Origin of the sequence: Solitalea lacus, from assembly GCF_022014595.1 — a bacterium.
Classification (GTDB): Bacteria; Bacteroidota; Bacteroidia; order Sphingobacteriales; family Sphingobacteriaceae; genus Solitalea; species Solitalea lacus.
This window is the reverse complement of record NZ_CP091740.1, coordinates 3,047,505-3,066,313: the sequence shown is the minus strand read 5'-3', so window position 1 is coordinate 3,066,313 and position 18,809 is coordinate 3,047,505. Positions and strand designations below refer to the sequence as shown.

At 36.7% G+C, this 18,809-nt stretch carries 21 protein-coding genes; 5 read left to right on the top strand and 16 right to left on the bottom strand.

The features are described from left to right. Positions 1-23: 23 nt before the first annotated feature. Complete coding sequence (locus L2B55_RS13240; RefSeq protein ID WP_237846526.1) at positions 24-548, bottom strand: hypothetical protein; 525 nt, start codon at positions 546-548, stop codon at positions 24-26. Between the two features lie 406 nt (positions 549-954). On the opposite strand from L2B55_RS13240, the gene L2B55_RS13235 reads away from it, so the two are divergent. Next, a complete protein-coding gene (locus tag L2B55_RS13235) occupies positions 955-1,440 on the top strand; it encodes a copper resistance protein NlpE (RefSeq protein ID WP_237846523.1) in 486 nt (161 codons plus the stop codon). 54 nt (positions 1,441-1,494) lie between these two features. On the opposite strand, the gene L2B55_RS13230 is transcribed toward L2B55_RS13235, so the two are convergent. Next, the gene (locus L2B55_RS13230) at positions 1,495-3,360 is read right to left on the bottom strand and encodes a glycoside hydrolase family 35 protein (RefSeq protein ID WP_237846521.1); all 1,866 of its coding nucleotides are present in this window, start codon (positions 3,358-3,360) and stop codon (positions 1,495-1,497) included. A gap of 386 nt (positions 3,361-3,746) precedes the next feature. Between L2B55_RS13230 and L2B55_RS13225 the strand changes: the two genes are divergently transcribed. Together L2B55_RS13225 and L2B55_RS13220 are read left to right on the top strand one after the other, a co-directional pair. Further along, on the top strand, positions 3,747-4,376 hold the full coding sequence (locus L2B55_RS13225) for a hypothetical protein (RefSeq protein ID WP_237846519.1): 630 nt from the start codon (positions 3,747-3,749) through the stop codon (positions 4,374-4,376). A 17-nt stretch (positions 4,377-4,393) separates the two neighbouring features. After that, positions 4,394-4,582 carry a hypothetical protein gene (locus L2B55_RS13220; RefSeq protein WP_237846514.1) on the top strand — a complete coding sequence of 63 codons (189 nt, stop codon included), beginning with the start codon at positions 4,394-4,396 and terminating at the stop codon, positions 4,580-4,582. A gap of 249 nt (positions 4,583-4,831) precedes the next feature. Here the strand turns inward: L2B55_RS13220 and L2B55_RS13215 are convergent, their stop codons facing one another. The 7 genes from L2B55_RS13215 to L2B55_RS13185 are packed head-to-tail and all read right to left on the bottom strand — an operon-like array spanning position 4,832 to position 11,169. Continuing rightward, positions 4,832-5,875: a hypothetical protein gene (locus L2B55_RS13215; protein ID WP_237846512.1), complete on the bottom strand. Its 1,044-nt coding sequence runs from the start codon at positions 5,873-5,875 to the stop codon at positions 4,832-4,834. A gap of 11 nt (positions 5,876-5,886) precedes the next feature. After that, the gene (locus L2B55_RS13210; RefSeq protein WP_237846509.1) at positions 5,887-7,563 is read right to left on the bottom strand and encodes a flavin monoamine oxidase family protein; all 1,677 of its coding nucleotides are present in this window, start codon (positions 7,561-7,563) and stop codon (positions 5,887-5,889) included. Then, positions 7,541-9,052 (bottom strand): polyamine aminopropyltransferase, encoded by a 1,512-nt coding sequence (locus L2B55_RS13205; protein WP_237846506.1) that lies wholly within the window; start codon positions 9,050-9,052, stop codon positions 7,541-7,543. The genes L2B55_RS13210 and L2B55_RS13205 overlap by 23 nt, the downstream gene beginning before the upstream one ends. 46 nt (positions 9,053-9,098) lie before the next feature. Beyond that, positions 9,099-9,323, bottom strand: a complete 225-nt coding sequence (locus L2B55_RS13200) for a DUF350 domain-containing protein (protein ID WP_237846503.1) — start codon at positions 9,321-9,323, stop codon at positions 9,099-9,101. Positions 9,324-9,339: 16 nt separating this feature from the next. Then, the gene (locus L2B55_RS13195) at positions 9,340-9,504 is read right to left on the bottom strand and encodes a hypothetical protein (RefSeq protein ID WP_237846502.1); all 165 of its coding nucleotides are present in this window, start codon (positions 9,502-9,504) and stop codon (positions 9,340-9,342) included. Continuing rightward, positions 9,497-10,810, bottom strand: a complete 1,314-nt coding sequence (locus L2B55_RS13190; protein WP_237846500.1) for a DUF4178 domain-containing protein — start codon at positions 10,808-10,810, stop codon at positions 9,497-9,499. Before L2B55_RS13190 ends, L2B55_RS13195 begins: the two co-directional genes overlap by 8 nt. 2 nt (positions 10,811-10,812) lie before the next feature. Then, positions 10,813-11,169, bottom strand: a complete 357-nt coding sequence (locus L2B55_RS13185) for an S-adenosylmethionine decarboxylase family protein (protein ID WP_237846498.1) — start codon at positions 11,167-11,169, stop codon at positions 10,813-10,815. 118 nt (positions 11,170-11,287) lie between these two features. Here L2B55_RS13185 and L2B55_RS13180 point away from each other — a divergent pair, with 118 nt between their 5' ends. Beyond that, complete coding sequence (locus L2B55_RS13180; protein WP_237846494.1) at positions 11,288-11,743, top strand: type I restriction enzyme HsdR N-terminal domain-containing protein; 456 nt, start codon at positions 11,288-11,290, stop codon at positions 11,741-11,743. Between the two features lie 90 nt (positions 11,744-11,833). Further along, entirely contained in the window at positions 11,834-12,859 is a 1,026-nt protein-coding gene (holA, locus tag L2B55_RS13175; RefSeq protein ID WP_237846492.1) for a DNA polymerase III subunit delta, read from the top strand. Between the two features lie 54 nt (positions 12,860-12,913). On the opposite strand, the gene L2B55_RS13170 is transcribed toward holA, so the two are convergent. From L2B55_RS13170 to L2B55_RS13140, 7 genes are all read right to left on the bottom strand, one after another. Then, positions 12,914-14,080 carry a hypothetical protein gene (locus L2B55_RS13170; RefSeq protein ID WP_237846482.1) on the bottom strand — a complete coding sequence of 389 codons (1,167 nt, stop codon included), beginning with the start codon at positions 14,078-14,080 and terminating at the stop codon, positions 12,914-12,916. Next, complete coding sequence (locus L2B55_RS13165; protein WP_237846480.1) at positions 14,077-15,090, bottom strand: DUF2157 domain-containing protein; 1,014 nt, start codon at positions 15,088-15,090, stop codon at positions 14,077-14,079. Before L2B55_RS13165 ends, L2B55_RS13170 begins: the two co-directional genes overlap by 4 nt. A 43-nt stretch (positions 15,091-15,133) precedes the next feature. Next, positions 15,134-16,120 (bottom strand): NAD(P)H-quinone oxidoreductase, encoded by a 987-nt coding sequence (locus tag L2B55_RS13160; protein ID WP_237846478.1) that lies wholly within the window; start codon positions 16,118-16,120, stop codon positions 15,134-15,136. Positions 16,121-16,244: 124 nt separating this feature from the next. After that, the gene (locus L2B55_RS13155; protein WP_237846474.1) at positions 16,245-16,862 is read right to left on the bottom strand and encodes an alpha-ketoglutarate-dependent dioxygenase AlkB family protein; all 618 of its coding nucleotides are present in this window, start codon (positions 16,860-16,862) and stop codon (positions 16,245-16,247) included. Beyond that, a complete protein-coding gene (locus L2B55_RS18895; protein WP_255696579.1) occupies positions 16,843-17,052 on the bottom strand; it encodes an Ada metal-binding domain-containing protein in 210 nt (69 codons plus the stop codon). Before L2B55_RS18895 ends, L2B55_RS13155 begins: the two co-directional genes overlap by 20 nt. Before the next feature lie 42 nt (positions 17,053-17,094). Beyond that, entirely contained in the window at positions 17,095-17,808 is a 714-nt protein-coding gene (locus L2B55_RS13145; RefSeq protein ID WP_237846471.1) for a 2OG-Fe(II) oxygenase, read from the bottom strand. 3 nt (positions 17,809-17,811) lie between these two features. Next, positions 17,812-18,666 (bottom strand): methylated-DNA--[protein]-cysteine S-methyltransferase, encoded by an 855-nt coding sequence (locus L2B55_RS13140; protein WP_237846469.1) that lies wholly within the window; start codon positions 18,664-18,666, stop codon positions 17,812-17,814. Positions 18,667-18,809 lie beyond the last annotated feature (143 nt).

Sequence of the window (18,809 nt, the reverse complement as noted above, 5' to 3'; positions counted from 1 at the left end):
TTTATCCTATCTCCCTTTGGTAATTAATTTTTAGCCAGTCCGACAAGTTCTAACTGCGCTTTAGTAATTTTTCGCATTTCGTCCATTTGTCCATCAGCCATTCGTACTAAAACATAACCTTTAGTGTCTTCAAGGTTAATCATCCAGATATTTCGTTGATTTTGTTTAACATTTATTGCCGAAGTAATACTGTACGCACCATATTTACCTTTTACTTGTGAGTTAAGTGTCATTGGTAAATTTTTTTCAAATCCGTATATAATATGATAGATTATCGCGCCTTTCTTTGTATAAAGAACATGGTTTCTCAAGTCATCCATGGTGAAGTTTACCAGGTAACGTTTGTTATTATCAACCGAGTACCATTGCATATTGCTGGCGGTTGAGAAAGATTTGCTGAATGCATCTGTTATTTTTTGATCAACAACGGCACCGGTTGAGGTAGTGGTAACAGTTACTTCAGGAAGTTGAACCTGTGCCAAGGATTTGCCCGCAATTAAAGATGTAATTGCTAACGTTAGGGTGAGTGAAATAAATAGCTTTTTCATGGTTTTGATCATTTAGTGTTAGTTAATAAGGTACAGAACCCGTTAGTTATTATCGTTTAAAAACATTTGTTAAAATTTAAAGTTCCTTGTGTTCGTTTTGATTAGTATGGTGTTCGTTTTGATTAATATGAAATTATGTAAAGTATTGTTGTTCAGTGTGTTATTTGTGTATCAAAGAGTGTGTTTTTAATGTATCATTCTGACGCTATTGTATCATGAATAATACAATAGTTTGATGAAAGTTTTACAATTGCATATGTATTCAACAAGGCTTTAAACGTATTCAGTTGATAGTTCTGTTTCAGTGGGGGTAAAGGCTCTATGACCCGATATTATTCTATATAGCGTAAATATTTTATATGCATTCTTTTTGTTACCTTAAAACGTATATTAACTATGAGCTCTTATGAAGTATTATTTTTTAGTTTTTTGGGGAGTTATTTTTCTGTCTTCATGTCAATCAAACCTGAAACAAAAAGCGGCAGAGGCGTCGGCAGATAGTATTGAATCGTTAATGGATTCCATTGAAGATGATGATTCAATAACTCTAGAGAAACCTAAAAACATGTTGATGGCATATACCGGTATATTGCCTTGTGCAGATTGCAGGGGTTTACAAACCGAACTGGAGTTGTATAGCGACAATACATTTGTATTAAAAGAAACTTATATGGGTAAAGGGGATGGAAAACCTTTTGTGACTAATGGGAAGTATAATACGGTAAAAGGATTTGAAGATGATGTCGATGCAACTCTATATGTAATCAATTTTGGTAAAGTGGATAAGGAGCGGTATTTCGTAAGGCTAAGCGAAAAAGATGAATTGCTAATGTTGGATAAGGATCGGAAACGAATAGATTCGAAGCTTAATTACATTTTAAGTAAACGATAAATGTTAAAAAAGAAAACCCAGGTTAAATGACCCGGGTTTCTTTTTTAATATTGGTTAAGGTTTTACATCTGTATTAAGCTTGTCGAGCACAGGAGTTTTTACTCCTTTTAACGTTGTACCCGGAATATGTTTCAATTCAACTACCACAATATCATTTTGACCTTTTTTTAACCAGCAGCCTGGTACGTATAACGTTTGCTGTGGTCCTACGCTCCAGTATCTTCCTAAATGATGTCCGTTTACAAATACAATACCTTTGCCCCATTGTTCCATATCCAGGAAGGTGTCTCCAAGTTCTGTTAAATTAAATGAGCCAGAAAGTACTGTAGGTTGTCCTTCTTCGGCCTTGGTAGTTAACTTGGAAAGTTCACTTTGCTCTTCCAATGGCATCTTATACATCTGCCAGTTGCCAGTAATTTGATTACCATTGATAATTACCGGACTAATGATCCCTTTATTGTTCTCTGTGATTTTGGCACCATAGTTTATACGGCCCATATTTTCAACCAAAATATCAACTGTGGCATTAAACGGAATATCAATTTCGCAGGTATAGTTTTTATAGTAACGATTTAACTCGGCTACTTTTTCTCCGTTAACATAAATCAGAGCATAGTCGCGTAATCCATTTAGTTCAAGTTTACCCGAAATAGGCTGATTAAACTTTCTACTGTACAGCACAAATCCATGCCCTTGGTTCAATTGCTCAAATGTTAGCGGTTTGTCATCAGCTATTGGTTTAATTGAACTCTTAAGGCCAAACAAAGCAGTCGATTTTGTGAGTTTTATCTCAGGAATCTCAATTACATTATTTGCAACAGGGACTTCAGGTATTTTGTAGCTAACATGTTTTTTTAACAATTCACGAATTGCCTGATATTTTGGAGTAGCCCAGCCAGCTTCACTAATTGGCGCATCATAATCATAGCTGGTCATGTCAGGTTGAATATCATGATTTTTGTCGTAGTTTGCTCCAGTTGTATAGCCAAAGTTGGTCCCACCGTGAACCATGTAGTAATTAAATGAAACATTATTTTTTAAATACTTTTCTGTTTGTTTCACCACATCTTCTGTAGGTACTTTCGGAAACGGTTCGGCCCAATGATCTAACCAGCCCGGGTAAAACTCAGCCACCATATATGGGCCTTTATTACCGTTGTATTGATTAACAACCTTTTTCAAATTCTCTATATTATCCTCACCGTTAGCAGTAGGTAAGGCTCCATCAATTGATCCGCCTTCAAATAACCAGCTGCCATCAGAGGTAAATAAAGGAACATCAAAACCTGCATCAAGCAGTTGTTGTTTAATGGCAGCACTGTACTGTTTGTGTTCGGCTAATGGAATATCTTTACGTTGGGCAACATAAGAACCAAATTCATTTTCAGCCTGAACCATAATAATGGGGCCTCCTTTTGTTATTTGAAGGTTTTTAACTTCAGCAGCCAATTTATTAATATAGACTTTGCAGGCCTCCAAAAATTTAGGATTGTTTCTTCTTACTTCTAAACCTTCAACATTTTGCAAAAACCAAGGATAACCTCCGTATTCCCATTCAGCACAAGCATATGGTCCTGGACGAAGGATTACCATTAAACCTTCTTCGCCAGCAATTTTTACAAATTCAGAAATATTACGGTTATCAGTTTTGAAATCCCATACACCCGGAGCCACTTCATGGTAGTTCCAGAAAATATAGGTTGCAACGGCATTTAAGCCCATTGCTTTTACCATTTTTAAACGATGACGCCAGTATTCTTTAGGTACACGGGCAAAGTGTAATTCACCTGAGTGCAATTGAATTGGTTTGCCATCATAAATAAAATCACCATTCTCAATCTTAAAAGAATGCTTAGCTTTTTGGGCAAAAAGTGTAGTGCCGGAAAAAAGCATTAGAGCCAGTAATAACGTTTTTTTCATTAAAGTTTTATGTTCTGCTGGCCTAAGATAAGTTTAATTTAAAAAAGACGTTAAATCCGATATTACGCAACCGTTTGTGTAATCTTTTGATAAATTTTGGTGATCTGTGTATTTGAGGTAGTTATGAATGTAATTGGATTTAAATAGACGAGGCGTAAAAAACTCTACCAGTTTATAGTTAAACCAGTTGGGGATTAATAATAATACAGGCTAAAAAAAAACAATGTTCGTGCAGCAAGTACACCTAACAGTATCATCACTGTTTAGGTCCCGCCGGTTCAGCTCCAACCGCCGCTTAAAGCGTAAAAAACTATTTAACATAGTTTAGAAGTAAAGTATTTGTTTTAGTTATATTTATTAATTTTGAGTTTAAATAATTAACTCATATGCTAAAGAAAAACAAATTTACTCTTGCTTTTGCTATCATCATTGCATTCTTGTCTGTATCCTGTAACAAAGAATCAGAAATGCCAGATCCTCCAGAAAGTGCAGTCTTTCTGGAAAAAGCTGAAGCTTTGCTACTCAAAAATGGATTTAAGAAAAGTAAAAGGGTTGCTTCAAAGAACGTAAAGAAGATTAATAGTCTTACCGAATTGAACCAATATCTATCCTCGAGAAAAGACACTACTATTCGTCTAACTGAAACTCAAAGTACTGAGAATATCAGTAATATGCTTGATGAATCCGAACAAAGCTATGGTTCACCAGGTGTGCATTATTTTACATTTCCTCATTTACAGGCTATTGGATTTGCCTCTAAACTTGCAGTATGGGTTGGTACTGTCAATGGAATTCCCAATCAAGTTCTTACATCGGTTTTTGCTGTCGATGGCGTCACTTACGGCAGTCATACGTATACTCACGCCTTCGCAAATGGTGATTTCAGTACCAACTACACTATATTTGGAGCTACCGTAGAGACAGTCTACATTGGTGGTGTTTCATATGAACGATTGTGGGATACAAGATTTTTCGGCAACTATCAAAAAACATATGTTTCATTAACCAAATTGTAAAACTCCAAAATATGTTAATGAAAAAAGTATCTATCTTTATCAATGCGCTTTTGATGATCATCATTGTTCTAGGAGGTATTGCCGGTTTTAATCACTGGCCATTTGCAGCAACTCTTTTGAAGCTCAGTTTGATTAGTAGGATAATATTGCCATTTAGCCTTCTTTGGCTGGTAGTGTTAATGTGTAAAGCTAAATCCAAAGTTTAATGGTTTAAGCTTGATGGGGCCTTTTTACCAATGCTGATGTGTGCAGCTGGTTGATTCCGTATTGGTTCAAAGATACTTAAGCTATGCATTGGTAGCTCCATGAGCAGATACAACTAATAAAAAAGAAATAGTAATGAAAGCAGTCTTCCCCAAAGGCTGCTTTTTTAAGTGCTATGAAAACAAATGATACGATCACAAATCGGCAACTTGAAGAATATATCTATAGAGGAACAGGCGTTCAAGTTAGAATTAATGTCCCTGTTTCCATATAAAACCATCTAATACATAGTGTGTCGACTGGGGTAAGGATAACAAGGGAACCAATAATGCCAACATCTCTTTACTACTTATTTCCGGAAGTAAACTAAATATGCCGAAAACCGACTTATGCTCACGCCATATAAAACCATCCCATAAACCTTCTTCTAAATAAGCTAATACTGCTATAATGCCGAAAAACACGAACAACCCATAAGGGCTTTTTAGTTTTTGTAACAAAGGGCTTTTATAGACTGGATTTTCTTTTTTCTGTCTGAACCAAACTAAGGCCATGTATGGAATGCCATGAGAAACAACATTTAAAGTAGTAAAGGCCATGTCTCCATTATAATGTACAATGCCAAAATACCAGGATAATCCGGTGCCAAGGATGATTAAGTTTTTGGGTAGGTTGATTTGCTTATGAAGGATGCTCCGATACAGTTCTTTAGCCACGTAAATACTAATAATAACGATGTATAAGGATGATATCAGGGTTAATAACAGATCTGACTGAAAAGTAAAGAACTCGTCTTCAATGAACCAATTGAAATTTCTATCATCAGTTAAATGCCAATAAAGTATTGGGTACAGGGTTGAACTATAAATAATAAGTACATCGATTTTTTTACTCCAAGAGGGTAATTCCTCGTGACGAGAATAAAGTCGCATAAACCCATACTGTTGCTTTACAAAATGATATACGGCTAAATAAGCCAATATTCGCCAAAAAAGCATGCTATCAATAGTATGAAGCAACACTCCTGTTATATAGCACAAAGCAGGGATAGCCAAATAAAGAGATTGATGCTGTTTTAATCGGCTCGGATTAAAATAAGTTTGATATAAGGTGGTGTATACGTGAGCAACGTCAATCAGCAAAATTAGGATAACCCAATAGATAGTGGGTATGCCGGAAGCTTGTTGAAAATGTTCAGGAAACATAATTACAGCCAGCAAGGAAATAAAAGGGGGAGCAATGATAAATGCTAAATCGGCATTTAAAGAGTTTATCCAGTATTGCTTAAGTGGCATAAATCAATAGTTTAACTTTGTTTGGTCAACATGCTTACGGCTGCATCTATTCCCTGATGAAAGGCTTCCTCAAAAATTGAAATACCGCTTAAATCTGAATGAGCGAAGTAGATTTTATTGTCAATTGGTTGTGCCGCTGTTTGCTTTCCTTCGCCCCATATAAAACCTGGCTGAGGTCTTATCATGCCATGACCCCAAATCCAAATGTCAATCATTTCAATAGACGGCGTAATACCTGGGTGCGATCGTTCCATGTCTTGGCATATTAGATCAACCCAATCTTGATAACTGCGCGAAAAGGCCGCTAATCGTTGTATTTTAGGCTCTTTACCGGTGAGTGGAAGGTAATAAGTTAATACTTTCTTTTTTTCAGTTTGATTAATGTGCTGGTGACATGCATTCACATAGCCAACCGAAGGGCTGTCATACAAAACGTTATCCCAGCATAATCCAATTCCTTTTGCATCAGGTAATTGATTAATGGTAATATTGGTAATCATCCAAGGGGCGTAGTTAAACTGTTCGTAGAAACTAGTGTTACGTATGGATTTTACATTGTTCAACAAACGTTGATTTACAAACTGCGGGGTAGCCAGCAAAGCCTTTTTGGCTTTTATGGTTTTGCTTTTTGCTGATACCGTATCGTAGATTTCTATCTCCACGCCATCTTGCTTTAACTGAATTTTATATGCCAACTGATTAACAATAATATGTTCAGTAACTTGATTGCGTAGTTGATCCGCAAGCCAGGCATTTCCCTCGGGCCAAGTAAGTAAATCGCCGTTTTTAGCGTTTGATGCTTTCCCTTTGCGACCTGCAAAGTAACAAATGCCGGCCCACGCAGAAGTTTCTTGTATTGTGCTGCCAAAATCATCTTTACAGGCGTAATTCAAGTACCAAAGCAGTTGAGGAGAGCTGAATTTTTGCTGCTCTAAAAATGCAGAAAAGCTTATTTTATCTAAATCAGTAAACTGTTTATCAGAAGAACTGTTTTTTACAGGAAAAGAAAAGGCATATTTACCATCATTTCCTTTACAGTTCCGATAAGTATCCATTAGTCTGATAAAACGACTTATTTCCTCTTTTTCAATAGCTGATAGTCCTGAGTTGGGAATTAATCCTTCTTGCCACTGGCCTTTATAATAGAGGCGTTCTTCGGGCTCAAAACAAAGGTGATATTCGTTATAAATCGGCAGGCCTTCGGCATCAAATCCGGTAATGCTGCCAATCTCTTGTAAAAAATCAATAATAACAGTATCTGATAGATCGGGGATAGGTAAGTAGTGTGCACCCCAAGGATATGCAGAAACCTTATTCTCACCTTTTGAAGAATTTCCGCCAGTATGCTTATCCATTTCAATCAGTTTGAAATTAGAAACACCTTGTTTTTTTAGCATTCTTGCTGCCGATAATCCGGAAATACCTCCACCTACAATTAAATAATCAACCTCTTCTGTCGTAGAGGGTTGAGGAATTGAAAGTTTATCCCTGAGCAAATGACCAATTTTAGCATTGGCCCCTATGATAGAGCCATTAATATGTGCCGTTTTTGCTGATCTTTTTCGTTTAAAGAGGTAACCACCTGCAATGGCTGCGGTTAAGCCAATTCCGGCCCTTAATAAAAATGCCTTTCGGTTTAAACGACTTAGTAAATTTGTCGATTGGTTATAAGTATTTTGCCCACTCATCTTCAAAATAATGCACTAATACTTGGTTGTTAAGTTTATTCACTTCAGTTGGGACCTTGGCCATATCAGCGGGGAAGTAGATCATTTGCTTAAGACTCTCGCGGTTTACATACTTAAGTCCTACCGGGAAGTTTGCCGGAAGTTGATAATTATGTTTTTTCATGCCCATTACATAGCCCCACTCGCCAAAGGATGGAACATAAACATGATAGGGAACTGTATTAAAACCAACCGACTGAAGTGTTTTATCGATGCACCAAAAAGATTTGGGAGCCACATACGGTGAGGTTGATTGAATGACCACAATACCTTCGGGAGATAAAAGTTTTTCGATCTCCTGATAGAAACGGTTGCTGTATAACTTTCCGATAGAAAAATTTGAAGGGTCAGGGAAGTCGACTACAACAAAATCGAACTGTCCCGAATGACTTTTGGCCCAAGTAAAGGCATCAGCATTAATCACCTTTACTTTAGGGTTGGAAAACGAGTGTTTATTCAAATTAGCCAACATGCTGTTTTGAGTGAACATAGAAGTCATTTCTTTATCCAGGTCAACTAGGGTAATATGGTTTATGCTGGTGTATTTCAAGATCTCTCTAACCGCCAATCCATCACCGCCTCCTAAAACCAATACATTTTTAGCATAGGGCAAAGTGGCCAGTCCCGGATGTACAAGCGCTTCATGATAACGGTATTCATCGGCTGAACTAAACTGAAGGTTACCATTCAAAAACAAGCGAAGTTCCCGTTGATTTTTGGTGATGATAATACGTTGATAATGAGTGGTTTTTGAATAAATGATCTTATCAGGATAGGCCATTGATTCCGTAAAACTCATAATCCTATCTGCATAAACAAACCCGGCCAGTAAAAGTACAAGACTAACTAATGCCTGTAGCTGCAATCGTTTAAACCAGCTTATTTCTTTGCTAAACTGCACAAGCACCACAAGTGCGACGCCAATGTTGAGTAATCCAAAAAAATAAGAAGTTCGGATGATGCCCAGATGAGGTATTAGTAATAGCGGAAAGATCACGGAGGCAAGCAAGGCGCCAATATAGTCGAACGTAAAAACTTTTGATACAAGCTCTTTGAATTCAAAACGATTTTCCAAGATCCTCATCAACAAAGGAATTTCCAGTCCTACAAAAATACCGGTAAGCATTACCATCATATATAGCACCAACCTGAACGATTCTGTTTGTTCAAATAAAAAGAACAAAAGGGTAGAACTTGTACCGCCTATTAACCCTACCAGAATTTCTATTTGGATGAACCAGGAAAGCAGGTTTTTATCAAAATATTTTGATAGCCATGAACCTATACCCATTGAGAACAGGTACACTCCAATGATAGTTGAAAACTGGGTGACGGAGTCTCCAAGCAGGTAACTGGCCAATGTACCCGCTACCAGCTCATAAATGAGGCCACATGTGGCCACCACAAAAACAGAAAATAGTAATAAAAGATGAAAGCGGTTTGGTCTCATGCTGTTTAATAATTGGCAAAACTGGATCTCTTCTTGCCGGTGATTTTTATCCGTGAATGGCCGAAGCAATGATGATGGCTAGTGCTATCATGTATGCCGAAGCCATTAGCGCAAGTGCCATGTTTCTTTTTTCTAAAATCTCTTTCCACAGGTTTTCGGGAGTAAGTTTCTCGATTATCCAGAATGAAATCAGAAGGATCAGAATTCCTAAGCCTGAATATAAAACTAGGGCAACTACGTACTTTAAATTGATAAGTTCAGATAATGTCATAGTGAAGTATTTAATGTTATTTATGATAATAGCTTCGTGTGTAACCTGAGCGTTGTTCTTTGCTTTCGTTGTCATCACCTAAAAAACGAATCCCTTGTTGGTTAACCCACATATAACCTCCTAAGATTACCATTAAGGCAATGATATAGTAATACTTAATTGTTTTAATTTCTTCAATCATGGTCTTCGGTGTTGTATGGTGAATAATCACTATTCATCCATCTGTTCTTATCAAACTGATTAATTCTAAAAAACTGTAAAACCGGCACTGAAATCAATAATAGGGAGATCAAAAAGAAATTAGACCATACTGTATTATTTTTATTTACGGTCACTCTAACTGAGTTTGGAAATAGGCTATCTGATGAAGGCTCAATAATCAAATGATAAATACCTGTAGGAATGCGGCTTAAGGTCGCATCAGTACTTTTACTTCCTTCTGACCATGATTCGCCATCTTCTGAGCCATGATAGTATTCAATGGCTTTGGTGAATTCATAAAACTTTCCGGTTTTTTCCTCAACAAGAGTAACCGGAACTTCCACCCAATTGTTGTCAACTTCTGACTTTAAATAAATATCTAGTACGGTAGGTCCATTTACCTTAAAACTTTTGGTTGTAATGGCCTTGAAATTTGTGCTACCCCAACTAGAAGAGTCTCGTTCAGGAAAGATGTTTTGATCGAAAAGTACTGCCGATTCATTGGAATATGCACAAAAAACATGATACAAGAAAAGAAACAAAATGGCCATTAATGTAATTTTTATTATGCCATTTTGCTGTTTTTCCATTGAGGAAACCTCATTGGCACCAATTCCAATCTTTGCAGGCAACAATTTATTTTCTATTGAAAATGCTTCAGCAACCTCAGTGCTTGATTTATAGGTAGCCATAAACCAATCGCTATTGTTTCCTTGTTTTTCATGCACAAGCATGAATGGAGGGGCAATGAATTCCCTACAAGCAATATTGTCTTCTAATATGTTCCAGTCAAACTCACCTAAAGCATAAATTATTTGGGGCGTGTACTTATTGAATAACTTAAATGGAAGTTGGTTGTATCGTGCCTGATACATGTTGCCTTGTGGTTTTAGATCAACTAAAAAGTTTTTCCCAACAATAAAATTCCAATGCCCATCATATTCTGATAAAAAAGCGTAACCTTTATTTTCGTTGATCAACAGATATTCTCTCCATCGGTATTCATTGCCGCTTTCCTTTTTAACCATATAAGCAGCTACCACAAATGTATAGCCGTTAATTTCACCTTTGGTTCCAATTGGTATGGCTGGAACAGTTGAACCGTCGGAGAGCTTGAATGTTCTTAATTTTTGAGGAGTTCTTTCGGCTTTGAAAAAAGTATGGCATGTTGGGCACCCAAAACAAATACTGTTCTGATAATCTAGTACTTTTATCGTTGAACTGCATTCAGGGCAATTAATGACTCCGCTGCTTCCTAAATAGCTATGATGTAATAAACTTCCCATATTTAGCGCTCAATTTCTTGTTTGCTTTTTTCTATTCCATTAAAGAAAGCAAGCGTTTCGGCATAAATGCTTTTCACCTTGTCGTTATTGTCTTGTTTAAAATTCGAAAGGAAAACATCAAAGGTTGCAAGGTTGAACTCGGGCCAGGTATGTATAGAAAGGTGCGATTCGGTTAAACAAACAACAGCAGTGAATCCTCCGTTTTCGAAATTATGATAGACTTCCCCCACTTTTGAAAGATCTAAGCTATAGATCAGATTGTCAAAAAGTTGTTTACAAGGTTCTGCATTTTTTAAAAGATTGATTTCGGCAGTTGTAAATTCGGCTATGATGTGTAAACCGGGTTTATAGCTCGTCATTAATAGGTTTTGCTAACGGATTTTAATTGAGCAGCAAATATATTTCTTTTCACTAAAATTAATTGTTGAAGCTTATCAAAAGTGACGAGTAACCTCAAATAATTTTACCTTTGCCCACATGCAACAATTAACAGCTTTAAATCTTCCACCGTATCCTTTTCAGTTAAAACAGGAAGGTGATAAACTGTTTATTTTTGATGAAGTAAGACGGAAAAACCTGGTGTTAACGCCGGAAGAATGGGTGCGCCAGCACTTTATTCAGTTTCTCATCAATCAAAAGAATTATCCAAAAGGCTTAATTAATATTGAAGGTGGATTAAAGGTAAACGAACTGAGTAAGCGCTCGGATATTTTGATTTATAATTCTCTTGGCCATAAGCATTTGTTGGTAGAATGTAAGGCGAGTTCAGTAAAGCTTACACAAAAGGCGTTTGACCAACTTGCTCGCTATAATTCAACTCATAAAGTGAAAATCATAGTTTTAACCAATGGCCTGGAGCATTATTGTTGTGAAGTGGATCATGATAAGAAAACCTATAGGTTTTTACATGAAGTGCCGGAGTATAGTCGATAATTGATCGTCCTAAATTCATCACGATCAAATTATAGGCTTTGAACGAGTAATCAAACTCCAAAATAAAACTGAAATCTCTATTTTTACCGCATGACTGCTGCCGAAATTCTTAAAGAACTTAAAGCAAAAAAATATCGTCCCATCTATTTTTTACATGGTGAGGAGGAGTATTACATCGATTTGATAAGCAATTACATCGAAAACAATGTGCTATCTGATGCCGAAAAGGGTTTTAATCAAACCATTTTGTATGGCAAGGAAACCGATATGACTACTGTTTTAAATAATGCGAAACGGTATCCAATGATGTCGGAATATCAGGTGGTAATTGTGAAAGAGGCGCAGAATATCAAATTTGGTAAAGATAAAGGCGATAAAGATCAAGACCCATTTGCTGCCTATGTTGAAAACCCTTTACGTTCAACTGTTTTGGTGTTTTGCTATAAGCATAGCAAAATTGATGGGAGGGTAAAGATTTTTAAGAATATAGAAAAACACGGAGCTTTATTCGAGTCGAAGAAATTATATGATAATCAGGTTCCAGGCTGGATTAATGAACATGTTCAGGAAAATGGGGCAAGGATCAGTCCACAAGCAACAGCATTACTTGCCGAATATTTAGGGAATGATTTGCTGAAAATTGCCAACGAACTGGAAAAGCTAATGATAAATATTCCTAAAGGTTCCGAAATTGGGATTAAGGAAATTGAAACCAATATTGGCATTAGTAAAGAGTATAATGTGTTTGAGCTGCAAAATGCTTTGGGCAAGAGAGATGTGTTAAAGGCCAATCAAATTATTAACTATTTTGCAGCAAATAAGAAAGAAAACCCTGCTGTTGTGGTAATGGCAACCCTTGCGGGTTATTTCAGTAAATTATTCGTGTATCATTGCTTAAAGGACAAATCAAAATCGGCAGTGGCATCGGCATTAGGTGTAAATCCGTTTTTTGTAGGAGATTATGAACTTGCCGCCCGTAATTATCCCCAAGGGAAAGTGATGCAAATTATTAGCTTTTTACGAGAGTATGATCTTAAAAGTAAAGGTGTAGGCAGTACAGGCAATACTGATGAAGGCGAATTGATGAAAGAGTTGGTTTGGAAGATATTGCATTAGTAAATGCCCTTATTCTCTATTATTTAGGATAAGGACATTTACAAGCTCTCATTGTTAAAATTTCTCTCCGGCACCGCCACCTCCAAAATCACCGCCTCCAAACGCAGGTCTGCTTTCCGTTTGAATAGGAGCAGGAGCTAAAGTTTCCGCAATAACTATTGATTCAATATTTAATTTATCCATGATATGCTTTTCGTTTAAATCAGCATAGGTAAAACCTTTTTTAGATGGAGTTAAGTACTTAATGATGCTATATGAGGTTCCTATTGCAACAATTCCACTCATAATCAACATTATTTCGATAGGCATTAAATAATAGTAATTTCTATATGTGAGTGCAGCTATTCCAATAAATAATAACCCTGCTCGTATTAAAATCACATCTTTCTTTTTAATGCCTAATAAAATGTAAGCAAATGGAATCGCAATGGTCCAAGCCCAGAAAAACCAACTCAACGGTAATGAGGTACCTGGAGCAAGATTGGATAAATTACTGCCAACTTCCCTTACAACAAAATAGTTGCCTGAAAGATAGAAAGTTGTTAATGTGACAATTTGTAAAACTGTTAAACAATCGCTGTAATTAATTGCATATGGTTTATTTAATGTTTTACGAGCACTCAAATACATGAATACAGACACCAACATTAATAAGAAGGGGGTAATTGCTGAAGAAAATCGAGTTGTAAGGATATAGCAGCAATAGAAAAGGGTTAAATAGGCAACAGCACAAGTTACCGTATCAGCAAATCTTAATGTTAGAAAGATAGCTATTAAGCAGGCCAGAAAAGCTCCAAATTCTGGATAAAGGTTTATAGACTCATTTAGCAATAGATAAATACCCGTGAAAATGAGAATTGCGCTAAGGTACAGTAACGCATCATCAACTCCGGAGCGGTAATGAAATTTATCTTTTACCATTAGTCCCAGAACCGCATACGTAATGATTCCTCCTATGATAGTCAAAACGCCATAGCCAGTTAAAGAACGTATGGAGTCCATGGTCATTAGACCAACCAGGCCACTTGCAAATAATATAATGACGCAGGTAAGAATAAATAACCCAATTCGTATAAATACATTTGGGCTATAAAATCCTACAGCATATTTCTGTTTTATTGCCTTTAATTCATCAGTAGTAATATATCCGGTATCACAGGATTGTTGGGCTTTTGTTTGTACTCTTAAATTACTATACCAGGTTTTATTGTAGATAATCATGCTGATTTAAGTTTTTTGTTTAGGTTGATGAGAAATAAAACGACGCCCACAGCGGATCCGATAAAGTACATCAGAATAAGGTAAACGGCCCCCATATCATGCGAAGTTGAAAGTATTCTAACTGCTATACAGCTGATAGCAACATAACTATAAAGGGTTATGATTAGCAGAAAGTAAAATGACTTGTCTTTTATTGAGTCCAGATAATAGAAATAAGCAATAATCCCTAATAACAGCAGCCAAACAATAGCAATAGAACGATAAAAGGAGGGCACGGTTTCATAATACCCTGAGAGATAATAAAAGAAATACGTAGCCAGTAAGGCTACAAACGTTATGTGCAGGCCGAAATTCTGGTACGTGAATTTGAAGTGTTTCTTAATGTTGAATTTTTCTGAGAAAGAAGCTCCAAGTAATAATATTACCCCTAAAATTAAAGCAGTATAAATAATTCGTTCATTGTCGAAATCATTCTCTTCTAAAAATCGGGTAGGGGTAATGGAGAGTCCCATCCAAAGAGCCAGATTGGTGATAGCTAAGCTTAACACCCCCAAGTGATCAAAATAATAAGCTGCAGAGAAAAGAACTACCATCGGAATAAATGTCGCCATTCCGTAATGTGTGCCAAAAAGCGTATAAACATATTGAAGGTATCCGACAAAGGTCACAAAAGTTAAGCAAGACAATAATAAAATATAATCGAAAAAGGAGCCTGGTGATGTTGTCTTTTCAAAGGTAAAAGGAGTTTTCTTTTTTAAACAGTAACCAAATCCTAAAATGAATATTAAAGCAATGAACAATAAAATAAGCTGGTGACCTATTGTATCAATGTTTTTGTACACTGTTATGCTTAATCCGGAACTTAAAAGCACTACTCCGATATATAGTAATGATCTAAGCTCCCAATGGACAGAAAACAAAGGGTTGCTGTTTTGTGCTTTGATTTTATTCAGAGATTCAGTGCTTAACAATTCTTCAGCATGAAGAGTTTCGGCGAGTTTGTTATTCATTGGTTAAAAAGATAGAGGTTTAGTTTGTTTTACTTTATAAATGCTATTGGCCAATAATTAACACAATTTTCCCCATATGTTTACTACTTTCCATCAATTTGTGGGCCTCTGCCACTTGTTCTAACGAAAAGGTTTGATGGATCACTGGTTTGATTTTACTTTGTTCAAGCAACGGCCAAATATGTTTTTTTAAATTTTCTGCAATGGCAGCCTTAAATTCAATCGAACGAGGACGCAAGGTGCTTCCGGTTATAGTCAGGCGTTTTTGCATTACTTTTAAAAAATCAACTTCAACCTTAAAACCTTTCATTGCGTTGATAAAAACCAATCGGCCTTCATCTGCCAGTGAGTTGATGTTTTTATTGATGTATTCACCGCCAACCATGTCCAAAATAACATCGACACCTTTATTGTTTGTAACCGTTTTTATTATGGTTTCAAAATCTTCAGTATTATAATTGATGCATTTATCTGCACCAAGCTTTTTACAATAATTACACTTTTCATCGCTTCCGGCCGTAGCATAAACGGTGTTTCCCAAAGCTTTAACCATTTGAATAGCAGTGGTGCCAATACCGCTACTGCCACCGTGTACCAAAAAGGTTTCTCCTGGTTTTAACTGGCCTCTGTCAAAAACATTACTCCAAACAGTAAAAAAGGTTTCAGGAAGTGATGCCGCCTCAATCATTGATAATCCTTGAGGAACTGGCAGGCACAAGGCAGCGGGAACCACACAATATTCAGCATAAGAACCACCAGCTACTAATGCACAAATTTTGTCACCAGGTTTAAGGTTGTTTACCTTTGATCCGATTTGCTCCACAGTTCCAGCAAGTTCCAGTCCCGGTATGTCAACCGGAGCTCCAGCAGGTGCAGGGTATCGTCCTGTCCGTTGAGCTATATCCGGGCGGTTTATACCCGCTGCAATTACTTTTATTAAAACTTCGCTTTCAGTAATCGAAGGTATTTCTCGATTTCGTATTTGTAAAACCTCTGGTCCGCCTGGTTGGGTTATTACAGCAGCTTTCATATTATGACGAATTTAATTTGTATACAATGCGATTGGATAAGAAATAAGCATAAGAGCTTTTTCATTTGTTTTCGTATGTAAAATATGATTGTGGATTTCGAAAATAAGGTTTTAAGCAGCTGAATCAAATCAGCTGGTCAATTATTGTTCGAAAAGTGAGGTTAATACGAGGGAGTGATACTTTTTTGGTTGGCGGTAAGCGATGCAGCCAATTGGTTTGGGTTGCACCTTTCATGATTAACAGACTGCCATTTTCAAGAAAAAGAGATACTGTTTGTTTTGTTTGCTTGTGTTTATATGAGAATTTTCTCTCAGCACCCAATGTTAAAGAGGCTATAGTAGTATTTACGCCAAGTGATTTTTCATCGTCACTATGCCATGCCATACCTTCCTCTCCGGTATGATACAGGTTAAGCAAGCAGGAGTTAAAATTGTAATTGCAAGTTTCTTCTACCAGATTTTTTAGCTCGATGAGTTCGTTGGTCCATGCTAATGCCTGTTTGGTAGTGTTTGAATAAGTGTAAGCATACTTTTCATTTCCATACCAAGCAGCTTTACGCTTGGTAATGATATGTTTTCCAAGAATGATGGCCTCATCGTTTTTCCATTGGATGGAATGCAAAAGGTTTTCAAAGTATGCATTTGCTTGTACTCTTGACATTATTCGACCATAATAATTTACCTCTCCATCATAGGGCAATAAATTGGTCTCTGCAGTAAGTTCATTTCCAAATAAATCCATTCTTCCAAAGTTTATATTCTTTTCTCAAACAATTTCCACAAGGTCTGTACCCTGCTTTACGGGCTTCATCGGCTGAATTAAAAAATACGCGGTATTCAGTTTTCATTCTTTTACCTGATGAACAATTAAGCATACCGTAAATTTTGAGCTTAACATTGCCCCCAAATCGTATCAAACCGGAGTGGATCATGCTTCTTAGGTGTTTATCATCGACCTTAATATGTTCAATCATCTAGCTTAATGCATCATGGAAAATAATTCCCAGCGTATGTCTTTGGCCACTATGTACTTCACTTACCCCATGTTTCATGTTAACACGGTAATAACCTTTTGTCCCCTTTACAGGTCTGAAGTTAGTTGTGAAAAGTAGCATATCACCTTTTCTGGGTTTTAAAACAATTGCTTTTGATTGTGCTCGTGGTATTTGCTCAGTCATCACAAACTCTCCTCCGGCAAAATCTTGTTCGGGCTCATTCAAAAACAATACTAACTGTATCGGAAAATATATTTCTCCATACAAATCCTGGTGAAGGGTATTGAATCCACCCTTACCGTACTTCAAAATTAATACAGTAGGTTTAGTTTGATGATGCTGATGACAAAGTGATTGTAAAGCATCAAAAGTTTCCGGGAAATGAGTGTCGATTTGGAGCTGTTTCATCCAAGTGTTAGCAATAGGAGCAATGCATGGATAAACTTCCATTCGGATAGTTTGTAAAATGGCAGGCAAAGGATAATTGAAGTATTTATATTCTCCTTGCCCGAAACGGTGACGCTCCATAACCACAGTTTTTCGGTACCCTTGATGCTTATCATAGAGTGTAATTAATTCATCACATTCTTCATAATTAAGAACTTGAGGAGCTAAAGCAAATCCTTTTTCATGCATTGATTCATATAACAAAGGCCAATCAAGAGCTTTTATTCTTTCAATTACAGTTGCCATTGTTTAAAACATTTTATCCAGGCTAACCTGGGCTGCTTCCCATCCAATCATAGCTGTTTTTCTAATACTTCCCCAGTGGTATTGACCTAATATACCCGTTGATTGAATAACACGGTGACAGGGGATCAGAAAAGCAACCGGATTATCACCAACTGCGCTGCCTACAGCTCTTGAAGCTTTAGGATTGTCCAGCCGTTTAGCGATCTCTCCATAAGTTGTGACATTGCCAACTGGAATTTTTAGTAAGATTTCCCAAACTTTTAGTTGAAAAGGAGTGCCCTTCAAATGCAATTTTACTTCGTCAAGTTCATGCCAGTCGTGTTTGAAAATATTCAAGGCATTTTGTTGCATCAGGTCATTAAACTGATGAAATCGGGCATTAGGGAAATATTTGGTTAAAGTCACAAACGCTTCATTCTCATTGTCTGCAAATGCAGTATAACAAATCCCTTTTGAAGTTGAGGCAATAATTATGGTTCCGAATGGGGTTTCGGCAAAGCTGTAATTGATGGCAAGGTTTTCTCCTCCATTTTTATATTCGCCAGGAGTCATACCTTCAATCTTAACAAACAAATCATGCAAACGGCCGGTTCCTGAAAGTCCTGTTTCTAGTGCAGTATCAAATAAAGTGGCATTATTTCGTTTAAGCATTTGTTTTGCATGAGTAACGCTTATGTACTGCAAGAATTTTTTCGGACTGGTGCCTGCCCATTCGGTAAACATACGTTGAAAGTGAAACGGACTAATATTTACTTTTTCAGCTACTTCGTTCAAATCAGGTTGCGACTTGAAGTTTTGTTGCATATAATCGATTGCATCAGCAATACGATTGAAATTGATTTGATCTTGCTCATTCATTTTATCTGAATTTGATAAACAAATGTAGGTATGAAATGATTTTCACACGACCCGAAACTTGCTAAGTTTTTTAAATATTGGTTTCTGTACATCTTTTAAAATAAATTAATTCGCCATTGCTTATAGGGAGACTGCCTGTGAGT

Coding starts and splice junctions, on each gene's coding strand:
- L2B55_RS13230 (WP_237846521.1), bottom strand. CDS start 3,360: ATGAAAAAAACGTTATTACTGGCTCTAATGCTTTTTTCCGGCACTACA.
- holA (WP_237846492.1), top strand. CDS start 11,834: ATGACTGCTGCCGAAATTCTTAAAGAACTTAAAGCAAAAAAATATCGT.
- L2B55_RS13225 (WP_237846519.1), top strand. CDS start 3,747: ATGCTAAAGAAAAACAAATTTACTCTTGCTTTTGCTATCATCATTGCA.
- L2B55_RS13195 (WP_237846502.1), bottom strand. CDS start 9,504: ATGATTGAAGAAATTAAAACAATTAAGTATTACTATATCATTGCCTTA.
- L2B55_RS13235 (WP_237846523.1), top strand. CDS start 955: ATGAAGTATTATTTTTTAGTTTTTTGGGGAGTTATTTTTCTGTCTTCA.
- L2B55_RS13205 (WP_237846506.1), bottom strand. CDS start 9,052: ATGAGACCAAACCGCTTTCATCTTTTATTACTATTTTCTGTTTTTGTG.
- L2B55_RS13210 (WP_237846509.1), bottom strand. CDS start 7,563: ATGAGTGGGCAAAATACTTATAACCAATCGACAAATTTACTAAGTCGT.
- L2B55_RS13200 (WP_237846503.1), bottom strand. CDS start 9,323: ATGACATTATCTGAACTTATCAATTTAAAGTACGTAGTTGCCCTAGTT.
- L2B55_RS13170 (WP_237846482.1), bottom strand. CDS start 14,080: ATGATTATCTACAATAAAACCTGGTATAGTAATTTAAGAGTACAAACA.
- L2B55_RS13185 (WP_237846498.1), bottom strand. CDS start 11,169: ATGACGAGCTATAAACCCGGTTTACACATCATAGCCGAATTTACAACT.
- L2B55_RS18895 (WP_255696579.1), bottom strand. CDS start 17,052: ATGATCCACTCCGGTTTGATACGATTTGGGGGCAATGTTAAGCTCAAA.
- L2B55_RS13155 (WP_237846474.1), bottom strand. CDS start 16,862: ATGGATTTATTTGGAAATGAACTTACTGCAGAGACCAATTTATTGCCC.
- L2B55_RS13160 (WP_237846478.1), bottom strand. CDS start 16,120: ATGAAAGCTGCTGTAATAACCCAACCAGGCGGACCAGAGGTTTTACAA.
- L2B55_RS13220 (WP_237846514.1), top strand. CDS start 4,394: ATGAAAAAAGTATCTATCTTTATCAATGCGCTTTTGATGATCATCATT.
- L2B55_RS13215 (WP_237846512.1), bottom strand. CDS start 5,875: ATGCCACTTAAGCAATACTGGATAAACTCTTTAAATGCCGATTTAGCA.
- L2B55_RS13190 (WP_237846500.1), bottom strand. CDS start 10,810: ATGGGAAGTTTATTACATCATAGCTATTTAGGAAGCAGCGGAGTCATT.
- L2B55_RS13240 (WP_237846526.1), bottom strand. CDS start 548: ATGAAAAAGCTATTTATTTCACTCACCCTAACGTTAGCAATTACATCT.
- L2B55_RS13180 (WP_237846494.1), top strand. CDS start 11,288: ATGCAACAATTAACAGCTTTAAATCTTCCACCGTATCCTTTTCAGTTA.
- L2B55_RS13165 (WP_237846480.1), bottom strand. CDS start 15,090: ATGAATAACAAACTCGCCGAAACTCTTCATGCTGAAGAATTGTTAAGC.
- L2B55_RS13140 (WP_237846469.1), bottom strand. CDS start 18,666: ATGAATGAGCAAGATCAAATCAATTTCAATCGTATTGCTGATGCAATC.
- L2B55_RS13145 (WP_237846471.1), bottom strand. CDS start 17,808: ATGGCAACTGTAATTGAAAGAATAAAAGCTCTTGATTGGCCTTTGTTA.